Raw genomic sequence first — 16407 nt, forward strand, 5'->3', positions numbered from 1 at the left:
TATCATTAAAATGAGTGAGTTAATATAAAGTTTTGTCTAGCAAGTGTAGTGTCCATATTTTGGCAAAACGGATTGTTTTTCTGTGGAGGCAAAAAATAAATATATCGGATGTAGTTATAAATAACGCGATATTTATCAGAATTTCGTATAATATCTCCCAATAAATAAATTGGAATAGTTTCGGTGTCAATTTCATATTGTTCCAATGAAAAAAGGAGATAATACAACATATCCATTTCGGTTTCAAACATAAATCGATTGAAAAAAACTAATTTTTGTTGTTGAAAAATAATTAAATGAAAAGCATTTTTTTCAAAATGTGCATATATGGCTTCTTTTTTCAAACTATTATGCATTAACAATACACGAAGTAGTTGGGTTGTAAAGTGTTGATACTCAAATATCCCATAAGTTTCTCGCAGAATATTATTGATAGGTGTATTTGGAATATATACATTGACGGAATTTAGGTCAGCAAATTCGTCATGGCTAATAATTTCGTTGTTATAGGTTTTAATATTGAATTTAAGGTATTGAACCAAATTATTTGTACCAAACAGAATCTTAGGAATGAAAGCAAAATCAGGATTATTATGTAAAACTTGAATTGTATCAAAATCTTGTCGAAGCCCATTTTCTTCTCGCAAGAATTTTTTAATTTCTTCCTGAATAATAATTGTAGGCATAGACGGATTTAACGATAAACTATATATTGATTCAATACAGCTTAACGCAGGATTAAAGATGCAAAAAGAAAGCCCATCCAAGTTTATTTGAATGGACAGTCTCTTGAAATTGATAGATAAAGAATTATTTTTTGTTATCTTTGTTGATTTTTGCATCGTAAATAGTTGGCCAATTTCCATTGTTAGATACTTCTGTAAGTGATCCCACAGAAATATATTCTCCTTTTACGTCATTCACACCTGTCTTTTTTAGCTCGTTAGTTACTTGATCTTTATCAAGGTCGTGAAGAACAATACTTTTATTTACTTTTACCATATAAACAGGCGTTTTATAATTTCCTTTTTCAAGAACAGTTGTCTGCATTTCAAAAGTTTGATTTGGATCTTTGGCAAAAGGAACTAACTTCATGGTTTTATATCTGTCAGAGTTTTTGAACAAAGAGTCTTTGACAGGAATATATCCTAATGTATCTACAACAACCCCTTGTTTCATAACATCAATACGATAAGTTTTGTCGTATTCAACCCAACTGGTATCTCGCTGAGTAGTAATGGTAAATTTTCCGTTTTCAACAAAGTTTTCTAAATCATTGTAGGTCTTTGCATAATCTCCTTTCACTGCAAAGTGAGCGTCTTGTACATCACGAATATCTTTCAGTTTTTCAATTACCTTTGCAAAGCGGTCTTGCTTTATTCTTTCGAAACGGATAGGTCCTGTAATGGAATCGTAGATGAAATAAGCCATTACTAGGCTTGCCACCCATAGTGCAATTTGTAGAATTTTTTTCATTATCACTTAAATTTTATTCGACTTAAAATGTTGAGCAAATTTACAAAGTTTTTTTTTGTTTGAAAACTTTTTTTGAAAAAAAATTTATATTTTTGAAAAAATATTATTTCTGATGAATCAAAACGATTTTTTTCAAATATTTATTAAAGCACTTTTGTATAAACCTACTTCAACTCAATATATTGTTTTACAAGCGATTTCAGAATTTTTATTAGAGAAAAAATACCAAGAATCTATTTTTGTTCTTAAAGGATTTGCAGGAACAGGTAAAACGACTATCATTGGTGCATTGGTAAGTATATTGCAAAAGACTTCGCTCAAAGTAATACTTTTGGCACCTACTGGGCGTGCAGCTAAAGTCATTACTGAGTATTCGGGACATAAAGCATATACAATTCATAAGCATATTTATTATTCAAGATCACAGAATTCTGATGTCAATTTTGTGTTGAAAACTAACAAAAGTATCAATACTTTATATATTGTTGATGAAGCATCAATGATTTCTAATGCAACAATACTTGGCGAAAATTCGGTTTTAGATGATTTGGTTCGGTATGTATATTCGGGTACAAATTGTCGCTTGATGCTTGTGGGTGATACGGCACAACTTCCACCAGTTCATCTGGAAGAAAGTCCTGCTTTAGATTCGCAATTTCTTTCGATAGAATATCGTCGCGAGGTGAATAGTTACGAACTTACTCAAGTGGTTCGACAGAAGAAAAATTCGGGTATTTTGTACAATGCAACGCAAATTCGAGAGCAATTAACCGCCTATTTTTTTGATGATTTTACATTTGAATTGAATGGTTTTGATGATATTATTCGTTTAATTTCAGGAATTGAAATACAAGAAGCCTTAGAAACGGCATATTCTCAGTATGGAATAGAACAAACGACTTTTATTGTTCGTTCCAATAAACGAGCCTCTTTGTACAATAAACAAATACGTAAAGTAATTTTAGGACAAGAAGAAGAACTTTCTATTGGCGATTTGCTTATGGTGGTTAAGAATAATTATTTCTGGCTTGATGCTCAATCTGAGGCAGGATTTATAGCCAATGGAGATACGATAGAAGTGCTTGATATATATCGTTTTGAACAGCTATATGGATTTGAATTTGCCGAAGTAAAGGTGCAAATGATAGATTATCCTAATCAAGAACCTTTTGATACGATTTTGCTTTTAGATGTGATTAATTCGCAGTCACCTTCACTTACTTATGAGCAGAACAATCAACTCTATCAAGCCATTATGGAAGAATATCAGAATGAAACCTCTGGATATCGTAAGTATTTGAAAATTAAGAATAATCCTTATTTTAATGCATTACAAATAAAATATTCGTATGCTGTTACTTGCCATAAAAGTCAAGGCGGGCAATGGGATATTGTTTTTATAGAAAAACCTTACCTGCCCGAAGGGATTACTATGGGCTATTTGCGTTGGCTTTATACAGCTATTACAAGAGCTAAAAAGAAAGTTTTTTTAATCAATTTTGAAAATCAAGATTTCCAAGAAGATGATTTTTAGTAAGAATCTTTGAATTTTCTTGAACATCTATATAGCCAATGTTTTTAGAGGTGAAATAACAAAAATGATAAATCTCATAGAAAAACAAAATCCAATAATTTTATCTTCACAACTACTGATTTTTTATAAAACAGAATATCTTATGAGTGTCTATAGTTACAATTAGCAAGCTAAATTAGGATTACTATCTGTTTTTCGTTATTGTCATTTTTTGTATGTTACTTCTGAAAAATATTTTCTAACATCATCTCTGTTTAACACATAGTTTCTTGACATTGCATCTATCCAAAAGTCATCACTACACATTAGGTTAATTGATGAAGTTCCTCGATTAAAATCATAGTCATACCAAGGCATAAAGTACAGCCATCTTGCTCCTTTACTATTCCATTGTTCCTCTATATAGCTTTGTTTACTTATAATTTTGTTGCTCTCAACTAAATTACCACATTCACTAAGGCTTACCATTTTTTGACTATATCGGTCAGAAATTTGCTTCCATTGATTATAACTATATGTAGCGTTTTTTCCGTAAAGATCTCGTCCTACGATATCTACATACTTATCACCTGGATACCAAGCATCATCATCTCCTTCGGTAGTCCATACCCAAATCAGGTTATGGATGCCTTTATGTTGCATTTGATCATAGAGTAATTTCCAAAGACGAACGTAATCTTCACTACTTCCGCTTCCCCACCAGAACCATTTTCCTGATGCCTCGTGAAAAGGTCGCCAAAGTGCAGAAATGTTAGACTCCTGCAGTTTTAGTAATACATCACAAACATTGTTCAGTTGTTCATAAAAGAACTTGCTTTCCCAAGAATTTTCAATAAAAATATTTGAGATTTGAAATGTGGTTTTATCAGCATAAAAAACGTGATGACCAGCACCTTCTTTTTCAGGAACAGCAAAATGCCACATCAAGAAAACGATTCCTCCTTGCTCTGCCCAATTTTTGACAGGACTAATATCTAAATAATTTATCCAACTATCTGGATATGAATGATGTATATGAATAAAATCGAAACAATTCATCGCAGGATATTTTTTTGTCAAATTATATACGTGAGCCACTTCTTGTGTATTCCAAGCTACATTCGCCATTGTTGAAGAAAAAGTTTTTTTCCCATAAACTGACTTCAAATAAGTATATAACTTTTTTGTAGATTCGGTAGCTTGGACATCAACCGGAGTAAGTAATTCCACTTCTTTTACAGGTGGGTTTTCATTATTAGTATTGTTATTATTGGGAGGTGTAAGTTCCAGCTCATCCTTAGAACAAGCGACAAACGCCAAAGGGAATATGCCCCATATACAATGTTTTAGTATTTTCATCATAAAGATTTATATTTCACAATTTGAAAATGGCATAATAAATATTTTTTAATAAAACCAGTATAAACTTTTCTAAAAAGTAAGAATTCCATCAAAAAGAGTATTTTTTTGTTGAGATAGAATGTCAAATTTCACAAATTTTGAGCAAAGATACAATTAAAAAATGGATTTTTTCCTTGATTTGAGAATAGGAAAAAGTAGATTTAAGACAAAATATGATTTGTTACTAATTTATGTACTGATAATCAGGTGGTTAAAAACAGATTGCCAATAGCGTGTGTTTCACATAGAAGTGTATTTTAAGAGAGTAAAAATTGTGTATTATTACTTCTTATGAATGAAGTTATTTTATATCTTTTAAAAGAAGCCAAATTTGATCGCAAAAGTTTATTTTTAAGTACTCGTGTAGATTTTGGTAGTCAAAAATTTAGAAAAATCTTGGCAGATAAACAAATCATTACCAATATTAAACAAAATCCGAGAAATGATAAGAATAAAGTGCTTACTTTGATAGAAATTTATATGAAAATTGTTTTAAAGTAGAGCGAAATTTTACTTGATGTCGAGATTTAAAGGTTTGATTAGAAGATATGAAACCCTAAACACAACTTGCAAAGCAATGTTGTATTTAGGGATTATGATGAAGTTTGTTAGGAATGTTTATAAAAAAACTACTCATAGAGCTATGAGTAGTTTTTTTATTTTCAGTTTTTTTATTCTGCTTTGATTATAATTACACCATTTTTTCCTTTGTCTTTAAAATCTTCAGTTCGTTGGTGTCCTTTTTTGAAAAAAGTGGTCGAATTTATCTTTTTAATTTTTATAAGTTCTGCCGAAGAAAGTTCTGTAATATCTTTATAATTAACAAGTACAAGCGGATAGGCTTCGGTACGTTTTTTGTTTTTGGCTATATAGTTAAGATAATCGGGGAGTGATTTTTTTATTCTGCTTTGTAACACGCCATCAAGTAGCTTTTCGCCTCCAGTAAGTTGTGAGGATTTTTTTGAAGCAGTTGCCGAGGCAATGTTGCCTCCAGAGGAACTTAAAGAGGCTGTTTGTTCTGCAAGTTCTATATTCTGAATTTTTTGTCCGGTACGGAATTCTTCGGATTTTCGTATTCTTTCAGCTTCTTTGGCTTTTCTTTCAGCTTCTTTTTGCGCATTGTATTCGGCTAATTCCTTAGCATATTTTTGTTTTCTTTCTTCTTCTGCTTTCTTTTTGGCTTCTTCCTCTGCTTTTCGGCGTTCAAGTCCTTTTTTTAGTTCTTCTTTACGTTCAAGTTCAGCTTTTTTTGCTTCTTCTTCTTTTTGTTTAGCAAGGGCTTGTGCTTTTTCGTATTCTTCTTTTTTTTGTTGTTTGGCTTGTATTTGTTGTTGTTGTTTTTCTTTTTTTTCTTTTTCGGCTTTTAGTTGTGCTGCCAAAACTTCTTCGTAATTTGAGTCAAGAATTTGTTTTCCTTCTGCTTTGCCGAAGTTATAGTTAAAAAATAATAAAGGTTTAGACGCTTTGGAAGGCATTGATTTACCAAAATAAGCGCACCAATTGGCATTAAGACGTAAATAATACCCCCAACCATCGAAGAAGCGAGTGTAATTGTAATTTTTAAAATCATGAAAGCGTGTTGATAACGAGTAGTTTTCAACCTTAAAGGTTGTGCTACGTGTTTCGACATATACTACTTTGTCAGATTTATCTACACCTATATAGTATAATACTTTGTTGACTGACTGAGTTTCTTTGTTAAGAAAACCTAAAGGGGTTTCAAGTGTTTCACCAGATTTGCCTCCTTTCCAATCTTGTCCTAACTTGGGTTGAGCAACTGACAAGAAACTTCCTAAAAAGAATAACGTACCAAAAATAATTTTGTTCATAATCAAACGTTTTTTAGTGTCTATACTTGTGTTGTTTGTCTAAGATTAAAATAAAATGTGAATTTAATCGGGACAAAGATACAATAACAAATAAAAATAGCAAAATTTTTACCAAAAAAAACTAATTTCAACCTTAAATTGTTAAGAAATAGTTTTTTGGCAAATATCATTCTTTTGAGGGGGATTTTTATATTTTTATAGCATTTATCAGATAATTCTCGGTGTGTGTACCTTCGTGAAATAGCAAATCGAGTGTGCTAAGATTAGGCAGAAATCCGTGTTTTTCTGAGAAGATTTGATAATAAGTCTGTTGAGAAACATCATAAGGTTTTTTGGACGAAGTCAGAAATCGGTAATCTTCTAATTCCGGATAAGTTTCTTGATATTGAGAAGTAGTACTCCATTGAATATCAATTTGCATACAAGTACAGAGTATTTCTATGGTTTTGAAGTTTAAATCGATTAGAAATTCAAATTTTTCTGTAAAAACCTGTCGGATATCATCTTCGTAATATTCAAAATAAGGCGAAGTTCGATAGGCTGTTTCTAAAGTTTTCCAATGAATTTTTTGCCAAGACACATTGTTGTCTATGCGTACATTTTTGAAGAGTTGCCTGCCTGTTTCGCTGCCGCTGTGTAGTATTGGAGCAGTTAAGAGTTGCTTTCCATTAGCTCCATAGATATATGCTCTGTTGCGATATGTCTGTTTCTGATAATTATCTGAAATTTCGAATTTGCAAGGACGAGATACCAACAAATGAAATTGTGCAACGCTTGGAAAATATGTCGGATGAATAAGTGCTTGATTCATTTTATATAGTATGACTTTTATTTTAATGCTAAAAAATATAAAAGAATATATTTTTTATTAAAAACAGATGTATATAGTGGAACTTATAGATGTATATCTGTCGATAGAAAGATATATATATCTGTTGGTTGTTCGGTGTATATGTGTAAGGAAAAAGGTATATATCTGCAACGTAAAAGATATATACCTTTGAAACATTATTTGCTGTACTTTTCGTATTTTACTGTTTTGAGCATATCGCGAAGGTCTGCTCCGGGACGAAACTGAATCTTGTTTCCTTTGATGTGTGATGCATTGAATTTCTCGGCAGTTTCTGCTCCTTCGCTATTAACAGTAATTTGAAAATTTCCAAAATCACCCAATTTTACAATTTTCCCATCGGAAAGATGTTTGGTAAGAATTTTAATCAAATCGTTCAAAACTGCTAATACATCGGTATCAGACACTGTTGATGATGCGTTCGAAATTTCTTTTGAAATAGCTTTTAGATTTATTTCTCCATCGGCTTTGGCGCTGGCATAAAATTTTGAAGCTGCTTGTTTGTCAAGCAAGTTTTTGCGCTCTACTACATTGTATTTTACTGGCATATTATTGAATTTTTAGTTAAAAAAATAAATAAATAGGCTTAAGATTTTGAACAAATGAACTTATAAGGGATTCAAAATAAGTCTTTATTTCAAAAAATTTATTAGGTAGCAAAGATAAAAAAAATATTTTTATATTCTATTCTTTGGGAATAAAATATAAAAATATTTTCGAGAAGAAATTATACCATATATATACTATGGTATAGATATGCTAAAATCCTATTTTAAGGCGTTCATAGTATTTTGAGTCTTTTCGTACAGCGATGTTGATTTGCGCACCGAAGGTTATTCCTTCGAAATACTTTTGCGGATGTATCGGTATGGCATACCCTGTGTTTAGCGTAATGACATTTAGCGCATTGATTTGTAACTGAGGTTCTATGGCATATGGAGTAACCGACACGCCTCCTTCGAGAAACAGACCATATTCGATATTAAACTGCGGAAGTACCTTGCCTTTTCCCTCAATATCTGTATAGAATGCCTTTGCTCCCACGTTGAAGGTTAGGGCGTCTTTCTGAGGCAAGCGGTATTCAAACCCTAAGCCCCCTACGTGTCGCCCCAAGTAACGATACTCGGTACTGATGGCAAGCCTATCCAAGAATTGTGCTTGTGCCGAAGTTAACAAGAATAAACTTGTCAGTATGCAAATTATTTTCATCACAATTATGAATTAAAGATTTCTCTATTTCAATAGTTAGAATTTAGCATTTAATTCATTCACAAATTTAACAATTTCATTATATTTGGGTAGTGTTTCTTTATTGAACCCACTTACCAAATCTTGTCCTTCTTGTGAGCTATGTAGCCCATCAAATGTTTTTGAAATAAGGTCTCGTATATGTGATTCATTAGGGTATTGTTTGCGGAATTGCTCTGCTTTACGAGCCATTAGTTCGATTGTTTGAAAAACGATACCATAAGAGAAGAAATCGTCGTATGCTTTTTTGATTATTTCGTCAGTAGGATTATTTTTAAAACTCACTTCAAGATCTTTTAAAAATTTTGTTATAGGTTCTTGTGTTCGTTTGTGAGCTTTGTACAATTCATCAGTTAATTCTGGTAGCTTGTTTATTTCTACTTCAAGGGCTTTATATTGTTGATAATACTCCTCTGCTTTCTTTTTTATATCTTCAATACTTAATCTATCGGGAGACATATAATCAGCTATTCTTTCTTGCTCGGGTATTTTAGGGATAAAGACTGTAATAGAGATAGTCTGCATAGTCTGTTTTTTTGTATCAGTAACTGTAGCAATAATCCTTCCTTTACTAATGCCTTTTACTATAAAAGCTTGTTTGTCTTCAGAAAGAACGATTTGGGCAACTTTATCACCATTTTCAGAAAAGGCAATAGTATATATTCCATTACCTGAAAGAATTTTTACTTTAACACTTTGTCCTATATATAATTGGACAGCGTCTTTTTCTAATTTGAAATCTCGTAGCTTTTCTTCTTTTTGGGAGTCAATTTTCCCATTGTCAGGATTTAATACATTGTCATTTTTTTTACAGTGCATTGTCATCAAAACCAGTAGAGCAAATACAGTAGTTTTAAATATATTTTTCATGTGATTAAAAATTTAATTATGATTAAAAATTTAATTATGATTAAAAATTGTTATTATATTTTTCTAAAATTGCTATTTATTTGAGTTGTTTTTTTCGTTTTCGGGAATAAAACTCATATCCACCCCATACCAATATAATGATTGCAAAGGCATAATAACGATACGAAACAGGTTCTCCTTTACCATTGACCGTAGTAAAGAGTCTATTCCAACGAATTTTATCCAAACCAGAGGCGTTGCCATCAATACTCATCCATATAAGTACAGGTTTGCCAACAATATGGTCAAAGGGTACAAATCCCCAAAATCGGCTGTCTTCCGAATTATGGCGATTATCTCCCATCATCCAATAATAATCTTGTTTGAAAGTGTATGAAGTGCTTTTCTTTCCGTTTATGAAAATATCTGTCCCTTTTACTTCTAACAAATTGTTCTCATACACTTGAATAATGCGCTTGTAAAGAGGTAAGTTTTCCAAAGATAATGTAACGCTTTGCCCTTTGGCAGGAATATTAATAGGACCATAATTGTCTTCATTCCAAGCAAAATGAACATTGTGAGGAAATACAAACTGGTTATATTCTCCTTGCGGAGAAACTACTTTTTGAATTTTCTCAACCTCAGGCAATGAAGCCAATTTCTGTGCAACATCATCGGTCAAAGCTCTGATAAGAAACACATTCTCTGGCAAAGGTTGCATGCCGTCCGTTATTCCGTATTGGCGATATAACCATTCGGGAGTAAGAGTAACTCCGTCCTTCATTTTTACAAAATACGAATATTGTAATTTCGCCCTTACAGGGTATATTTCTTTCTTACCATTTATATAAACATCACCATCTTTTATCTCGAATCGATCACCAGCGACCGCCACTGCACGTTTTACATAGTTTGATTTCTTATCAATCGGTTTATAAAAGTGCATACCCGAGTTATCACGAAAGAAACGTACTGTATCGGTAGGCCAGTTAAACACTACAATATCATTGCGCTTAACTTTCTGTAAGGCGGGTAGTCGCATATACGGAAGTTCTATCTTATTCAGATACGATTTTACCCCAACAACTGGTATGGTGTCATGAACCATAGGCATAGAAACAGGTGTCATAGGCATACGCACACCATAATGAAACTTACTTACAAAAAGAAAATCGCCTACCAAAAGCGTTTTTTCAAGTGAAGAAGTGGGAATCGTATAAGGTTGAATGAAATACGTATGAATGGCCGACGCTGCCACCACAGCAAAAATTACAGCACTTATCCACGCAGGTACATTCTTTTTGATAATATGCTCGTCTCTACCTACGTACTTAGTTTCAGGTAAGTACATTACATAAGCCAAATACCCTCCTAAGGTAAGTATCGTAAAAAGGGTATATCGTTTCTTTTGGTAACCAAATACGTGCAACCATTCGTACACCATTGCAATTACCATAATATTCCCAATTACAGGCAAATAAACTAAGAATACCCACCACCATGGGCGTTTAATTATTTTCAAAGCAATAATCATATTCCATATAGGAACGAACGCTTTCCACCCTTTATAACCTGCTTTTACATATCCTTTCCAAAGGAAAAGCCCCTGCAAGAGTTGCACTATCAAAAATATTAGTAAATACGTTGTCATATGTTTTTTTATATTACAAATTGTTGCAAATATAGAAAAGATTTGGTAAATAGACAATAATTCCGTCCAAACTTTTTAGCAAAGCAAACGTTTAAATGGATTTATTATTTAACTTTATGAGTATAAACCTTTATTCTCACATAAGTAAAGATACTCTTATTTAATTGCCCTGAATTTTTAAAATGGTCAAAGAGTTTTGTTTAAAAGTCTTTCCTGTCGGAAGGTGTATTGTAGTTTGGGCATAATGCGTATTTCCAAACCAATGTTCACCAAATGTACCACTACCGTAATCATCTAAAACCTGTCCATCGGTTGTTCTTGCCTGCAAATAGACTTTTCCACTTTGAGTAGCTTCTGAATTCTGTTTCGTCAATTCTATCGTTACATACAGCACACTCCCATTAAATCTCCAATCTTCTTTTGTTATTTTGGCGGTTATTCCATTTTGAGTTAGCTCTCTGGTGCCTTCTGGCGCTTCATTATTATTACTTTCATTATCATCTTTTTTACAAGAAACTAATGTAGCTCCGGAACTCATTACTAATAATGCGAACATTATACGGATTATTTTTTTCATCGATTATATAATTTTATGGTTAATTGGGCAAATGTATGTATTTGTCTTTTTAATATATTATTGAAAAATCTAACTTACTTGGCTTCCGTTAGTAATTTGTTCTGCATCAGGATTTATGAAAACATGATTACCATCTGGCGAAGTAGTCATTAGAATCATTCCTTGACTTTCTACTCCACGTAGTGTTCGCGGAGCCAAGTTGGCAAGTATAGTAACTTTTCTACCTACAATTTCTTCAGCGGAAAAACTCTGAGCAATTCCAGAGACAATAGTACGAATATCAATGCCCGTATCTACTTTAAGAATAAGTAGCTTGTCTGCTTTGGGCATTTTTTGAGCTTCCAGAATCGTTCCAATACGAATATCCATTTTAGCAAAATCATCATACGTAATGAGTTCTTTCTGTGGAGCAATTACGCTATCAGATTGTTTATTGTGTTGCTTCGTTGCTTCTAATCGGTTGAGTTGTTTTTCAATAGCATCATCTTCTATTTTAGTGAAAAGAAGTTCCGAAGGATTGATTAGATGTCCTTGCAAAAGCCGATTCTCTGAAACATTTTCCCACGAAAGATTTGTTTTCAGAGCAGAAAAATTCAACATTTTTTTGAGTTTTTCCGAAGTAAAAGGCAAGAAAGGTTCGCTCAAAATAGCTAATTCTGCTGCGATTTGTAAAGCTACAAAAATGATAGTTTTTACCCGTTCTGGGTCGGTTTTAATGAGTTTCCAAGGCTCTTCATCAGCCAAATATTTATTTCCTAAACGGGCTAAATTCATAAATTCTTGCAAGGCTTCACGAAAGCGATATTTCTCTATGGATTTTTCAATAATAGAAGCATAGCTACGCATTTCGTTAATAGTTTGATTATCAATATCTGTAAATGCGTTAGGAGAAGGAATAATTCCATTATAATATTTGTGTGTTAGAACGACAACTCGGTTGATAAAATTCCCAAAAACGGCTACCAATTCGTTGTTGTTTCGAGCCTGAAAATCTTTCCAAGTAAAATCATTATCTTTGGTTTCAGGAGCATTTGCTGTTAGTACATAACGAAGTACATCTTGCTGGTTTTCAAAGTCTTCTAAATATTCGTGTAACCAAACAGCCCAATTTTTAGATGTGGAGAGTTTATTTCCTTCTAAGTTCAAAAATTCATTGGCAGGTACATTATCTGGCAAAATATAACTTCCTTCAGCTTTAAGCATAGCAGGGAAAATTACGCAGTGAAACACGATATTATCCTTCCCGATAAAATGAACCAATTTTGTTTCATTATCTTTCCAATAAGGTTTCCAGTCTTTTCCCTGTCGTAACGCCCATTCTTTGGTTGATGAAATATATCCAATAGGGGCATCAAACCAAACGTACAGCACTTTGCCTTCTGCTCCTTGTACAGGTACAGGTATTCCCCAATCAAGGTCGCGCGTAACAGCTCGCGGTTTCAATCCATCATCAAGCCATGATTTTACTTGCCCATATACGTTGGGTTTCCAATCATTTTTATGACCATCCAGAATCCATTTTCGCAAAAAAGCATCGTATCTTTCCAAAGGCAAAAACCAATGTTTAGTTTCTTTAAGCGTTGGTGTTGAGCCAGTTATTGTTGATTTTGGATTTATTAAATCAGTGGCATTGAGTGAAGTCCCACATTTTTCGCATTGGTCGCCATAGGCTTCCTCATTTCCACATTTTGGACATGTTCCGATAACGAATCGGTCAGCTAAAAATTGTCCTGCTTTTTCGTCAAAAAGTTGTTCGGTCGTCTCTTCAATAAAATCTCCATTTTCATAAAGTTTTTTAAAAAATTCGGAAGCTGTTTCATAATGAATAGGCAAGGAAGTTCTTGAATAGTTGTCAAACGAAATACCAAAATTTTCAAATGATTTTCGGATAATACCATCGTACTTATCAATAACTTGTTGAGGTGTAATCCCTTCTTTTTTAGCTTTCATTGAAATGGCAACCCCGTGTTCATCACTTCCACAGATGAAGGCTACATCATTTCCTTTCAATCGCTGAAAACGAGCGTAAATATCGGCAGGTATATATACACCCGCCAAATGCCCAATGTGTATAGGACCATTTGTATAAGGTAAAGCTGCTGTTATGGTGTATCTTTTAGACATTTTTTATGAAAAAAATTAAATTAGAGAGCACAAAAATACATTATTTTTTAGAATTATCTTGAATACAAGATTGAAAATTGACTTCAAAAAAAATAAATTATTCTAAAACTAAATGTAAAATGATAATTATTAGTGTTTTATACAATTTTTTTCCTTTTGAAATGGGAATAAAATAAATTTTACGAAATAGATTTAGTGAAAATTACACATTTTTTAAAGAAAAATTTTTTTTTATAAAAAAATAAATATTACATTTGTGGCATTCAAAAAATCCTTAAAATTATGAGTAATCAACGTCCAACACCCATTGATAAGGAAGTGCAATGGGACAAAACAAAAACTATTATGAGTCGTACAGATGCAGCTGGTACGATTGATTATGCTAATCAGGTGTTTGTTGATGTTTGTGGGTATTCACAAGAAGAGTTAATAGGGCAACCACACAACATCATTCGACATCCTGATATGCCTAAGATAATTTTTAAAGTTTTATGGGATAATATTCAACAAGGCAAAAATTTTCATGCGGTAGCTAAAAACTTAGCTAAATCAGGAGAATATTATTGGGTAGTTACTGACTTTGATATTATCAAGGATCCTATGGGACGAATTGTTAGTTATTTAGCTCGCCGAACTTCTGTTCCAACTGAAAGTGTTCAAAAATATATAGCACCACTATATCAAAAACTTTTACAAGCAGAACAAGTAGGAGGTATGGAAGCAAGTGCTAAATATTTGGAGCAGTTCTTGAAAGAAAATAATTTTTATGATTATATTGATTTTATAGAACATGCTATATTAGAATTTAAAAAATAAATTTTATTTTATTCTGAAAATAATTCTACAAAATAAAATGTTAAATTTAAAATAAAAACATTTTTTATTTTGTAGAATTAATTTTTATACATATATTTGCAACCAAATAATATAAAATATATTTTTATGAGCACACCTATAAATAAAGAAGTTGCTTGGGATAAATCCAAAACAATTATGAGTAAAACTGATGCTGCGGGTAATATTGAGTATGTAAATCAAGTATTTATGGACGTATCAGGTTATACAGAGGCAGAGTTGATTGGAAAGCCTCACAATGTAATTCGTCACCCCGATATGCCAAAGACAATCTTTAAAATATTATGGGATAATATCAAACAAGGTATAAATTTCCACGCAATTGTTAAGAATATGGCAAAATCAGGGGAATACTATTGGGTTATTACTGATTTTGATATTATCAAAGATCCAACAGGACGTATCATTAGTTATATGGGACGTAGAACTTCTGTTCCTACGCAAACTATTGAAAAATATATAACACCTTTGTACCAAAAGATAATCCAAGTAGAACAAGCAGGAGGTATTGAAGCAGGTGAAAAGTTCTTTGAACAATTCTTAAAAGAACAAGGTAAAGATTATCTAACTTATATAGAAGATGTTATCTTAGAATTCAAATAAAAGGGATATTTTTTTTAAAATTTATTTTATTCTCAAAGTTGCCTAAAAAAGCAACTTTGATTGTTTTTATAAATCAACGAAAAAAAATTTGTTAGTTTCAAAATAAAATTATATCTTAGCCGGACTGATATTAAATATTTTTTTATGGATGAAAAAGCAAAATTAATTGTTGATGGTAAACAATATGAATTTCCGATTATTATAGGAAGTGAAGGAGAAAAAGGGATTGATATTGACAAATTGAGATCTTTAACAGGTTATATTACACTCGATTCTGGATATAAAAATACAGGAGCTTGCCAGAGTAAAATTACTTTTTTAGATGGTGAAAAAGGAATTTTAAGATATAGAGGGTATAATATTGAAGATTTAGCACAAAAAGCAACATTTTTAGAAGTAGCATATTTGCTTATTTTTGGAGAGTTACCTAATCGAACAGAGTTAGAGAAATTTGAAAATACGATTCGCAAATACTCTCTTGTACACGAAGAAATGAAAACCATTTTAGATGGATTTCCTAAATCGGCGCATCCGATGGGAGTTTTGGCTTCGCTTACAAGTGCATTAACTGCTTTTAATCCTAAATCGGTTGATGTAACGTGCGAAAAAGATGTGTATGAATCTGTTTGTAAAGCCATGGGTAAGTTTTTAGTATTGGCTACGTGGGTTTATCGTAAGAGGGAAGGTTTCCCACTTAATTATTATGATAATTCGATAGGGTATATTGAAAATTTCTTACGATTAATGTTTGAAATTCCTACTGAAAAATATAGAATGAATCCTAAGATGGTTAGCGCTCTTAATAAATTGCTTATTTTACATGGAGATCACGAGCAGAATTGTTCTACATCTACCGTAAGATTAGTGGGGTCTTCACATGCTGGTTTGTTCGCAACCATTTCTACGGGTGTATCTGCACTTTGGGGACGTCTTCATGGAGGCGCTAATCAAGCTGTTATTGAAATGTTAGAGGACATCTATGCTGATGGGGGAGATGTACAAAAATATGTTCGTAAAGCAAAGGACAAAGATGATCCATTCCGACTTATGGGATTTGGGCATAGAGTATATAAAAATTTTGACCCAAGAGCGACAATTATTAAACAAGCAGCTGATGATGTTTTACATTCGTTAGGAATAGATGATCCGATATTCAACATAGCTAAACAATTGGAAAAAGTTGCTTTGGAAGACCCTTATTTTATTGAAAAAAAATTGTATCCAAATGTTGATTTTTATTCAGGAATTATTTATAGAGCATTTGGTGTTCAGTTAGAAATGTTTACCGTGATGTTTGCTGTGGGACGTCTTCCTGGTTGGATAGCACAATGGAAAGAAATGCGTCAAAGTAATGAACCAATAGGTCGTCCAAGACAAATATACACAGGAGCTTCATATCGTCCTTATGTTGATTTAGATAAACGATAAATG

Annotated in this window: 16 protein-coding genes; 5 read left to right on the plus strand and 11 right to left on the minus strand. The window is 32.4% G+C overall.

Annotation, left to right across the window (positions count from 1 at the left end; genetic code table 11):
* Window positions 1-5: 5 nt before the first annotated feature.
* Together OO775_RS05005 and OO775_RS05010 are read right to left on the minus strand one after the other, a co-directional pair.
* Window positions 6-866, minus strand: coding sequence for a DUF3822 family protein (locus tag OO775_RS05005; RefSeq protein ID WP_309297242.1), 861 nt, complete (start codon window positions 864-866; stop codon window positions 6-8).
* Complete coding sequence (locus tag OO775_RS05010; protein ID WP_264845938.1) at window positions 811-1476, minus strand: hypothetical protein; 666 nt, start codon at window positions 1474-1476, stop codon at window positions 811-813. The genes OO775_RS05005 and OO775_RS05010 overlap by 56 nt, the downstream gene beginning before the upstream one ends.
* Window positions 1477-1588: 112 nt before the next feature.
* On the opposite strand from OO775_RS05010, the gene OO775_RS05015 reads away from it, so the two are divergent.
* The gene (locus tag OO775_RS05015) at window positions 1589-3010 is read left to right on the plus strand and encodes an ATP-dependent DNA helicase (protein WP_264845939.1); all 1422 of its coding nucleotides are present in this window, start codon (window positions 1589-1591) and stop codon (window positions 3008-3010) included.
* A 204-nt stretch (window positions 3011-3214) separates the two neighbouring features.
* Here OO775_RS05015 and OO775_RS05020 read toward each other — a convergent pair whose 3' ends face one another.
* Entirely contained in the window at window positions 3215-4351 is a 1137-nt protein-coding gene (locus OO775_RS05020; protein WP_264845940.1) for a glycosyl hydrolase, read from the minus strand.
* A gap of 330 nt (window positions 4352-4681) precedes the next feature.
* Here OO775_RS05020 and OO775_RS05025 point away from each other — a divergent pair, with 330 nt between their 5' ends.
* On the plus strand, window positions 4682-4891 hold the full coding sequence (locus OO775_RS05025; protein ID WP_264845941.1) for a hypothetical protein: 210 nt from the start codon (window positions 4682-4684) through the stop codon (window positions 4889-4891).
* A gap of 170 nt (window positions 4892-5061) precedes the next feature.
* Here the strand turns inward: OO775_RS05025 and OO775_RS05030 are convergent, their stop codons facing one another.
* From OO775_RS05030 to metG, 8 genes are all read right to left on the minus strand, one after another.
* Complete coding sequence (locus OO775_RS05030; protein ID WP_264845942.1) at window positions 5062-6219, minus strand: hypothetical protein; 1158 nt, start codon at window positions 6217-6219, stop codon at window positions 5062-5064.
* Window positions 6220-6406: 187 nt separating this feature from the next.
* Window positions 6407-7030 carry a WbqC family protein gene (locus tag OO775_RS05035; protein WP_264845943.1) on the minus strand — a complete coding sequence of 208 codons (624 nt, stop codon included), beginning with the start codon at window positions 7028-7030 and terminating at the stop codon, window positions 6407-6409.
* Window positions 7031-7227: 197 nt separating this feature from the next.
* Entirely contained in the window at window positions 7228-7617 is a 390-nt protein-coding gene (locus tag OO775_RS05040; protein WP_264845944.1) for an HU family DNA-binding protein, read from the minus strand.
* Window positions 7618-7828: 211 nt separating this feature from the next.
* Entirely contained in the window at window positions 7829-8278 is a 450-nt protein-coding gene (locus OO775_RS05045; protein ID WP_264845945.1) for a hypothetical protein, read from the minus strand.
* A 36-nt stretch (window positions 8279-8314) separates the two neighbouring features.
* Entirely contained in the window at window positions 8315-9187 is an 873-nt protein-coding gene (locus tag OO775_RS05050; RefSeq protein ID WP_264845946.1) for a GAG-binding domain-containing protein, read from the minus strand.
* Window positions 9188-9263: 76 nt separating this feature from the next.
* Entirely contained in the window at window positions 9264-10817 is a 1554-nt protein-coding gene (gene lepB / locus OO775_RS05055; protein WP_264845948.1) for a signal peptidase I, read from the minus strand.
* 160 nt (window positions 10818-10977) lie between these two features.
* Window positions 10978-11394: a hypothetical protein gene (locus OO775_RS05060; protein WP_264845949.1), complete on the minus strand. Its 417-nt coding sequence runs from the start codon at window positions 11392-11394 to the stop codon at window positions 10978-10980.
* 69 nt (window positions 11395-11463) lie between these two features.
* Complete coding sequence (gene metG / locus OO775_RS05065) at window positions 11464-13518, minus strand: methionine--tRNA ligase (protein ID WP_264845950.1); 2055 nt, start codon at window positions 13516-13518, stop codon at window positions 11464-11466.
* Window positions 13519-13800: 282 nt separating this feature from the next.
* Between metG and OO775_RS05070 the strand changes: the two genes are divergently transcribed.
* The 3 genes from OO775_RS05070 (at window position 13801) to OO775_RS05080 (ending at window position 16404) form a co-directional block, all read left to right on the plus strand.
* Window positions 13801-14334, plus strand: coding sequence for a PAS domain-containing protein (locus OO775_RS05070; protein WP_264845951.1), 534 nt, complete (start codon window positions 13801-13803; stop codon window positions 14332-14334).
* A gap of 126 nt (window positions 14335-14460) precedes the next feature.
* Window positions 14461-14976, plus strand: a complete 516-nt coding sequence (locus OO775_RS05075) for a PAS domain-containing protein (RefSeq protein WP_264845953.1) — start codon at window positions 14461-14463, stop codon at window positions 14974-14976.
* Window positions 14977-15120: 144 nt separating this feature from the next.
* On the plus strand, window positions 15121-16404 hold the full coding sequence (locus OO775_RS05080) for a citrate synthase (protein ID WP_264845954.1): 1284 nt from the start codon (window positions 15121-15123) through the stop codon (window positions 16402-16404).
* Window positions 16405-16407: the final 3 nt, after the last annotated feature.

Origin of the sequence: Capnocytophaga catalasegens, assembly GCF_026005215.1 — a bacterium.
Taxonomy (GTDB): domain Bacteria; phylum Bacteroidota; class Bacteroidia; order Flavobacteriales; family Flavobacteriaceae; genus Capnocytophaga; species Capnocytophaga catalasegens.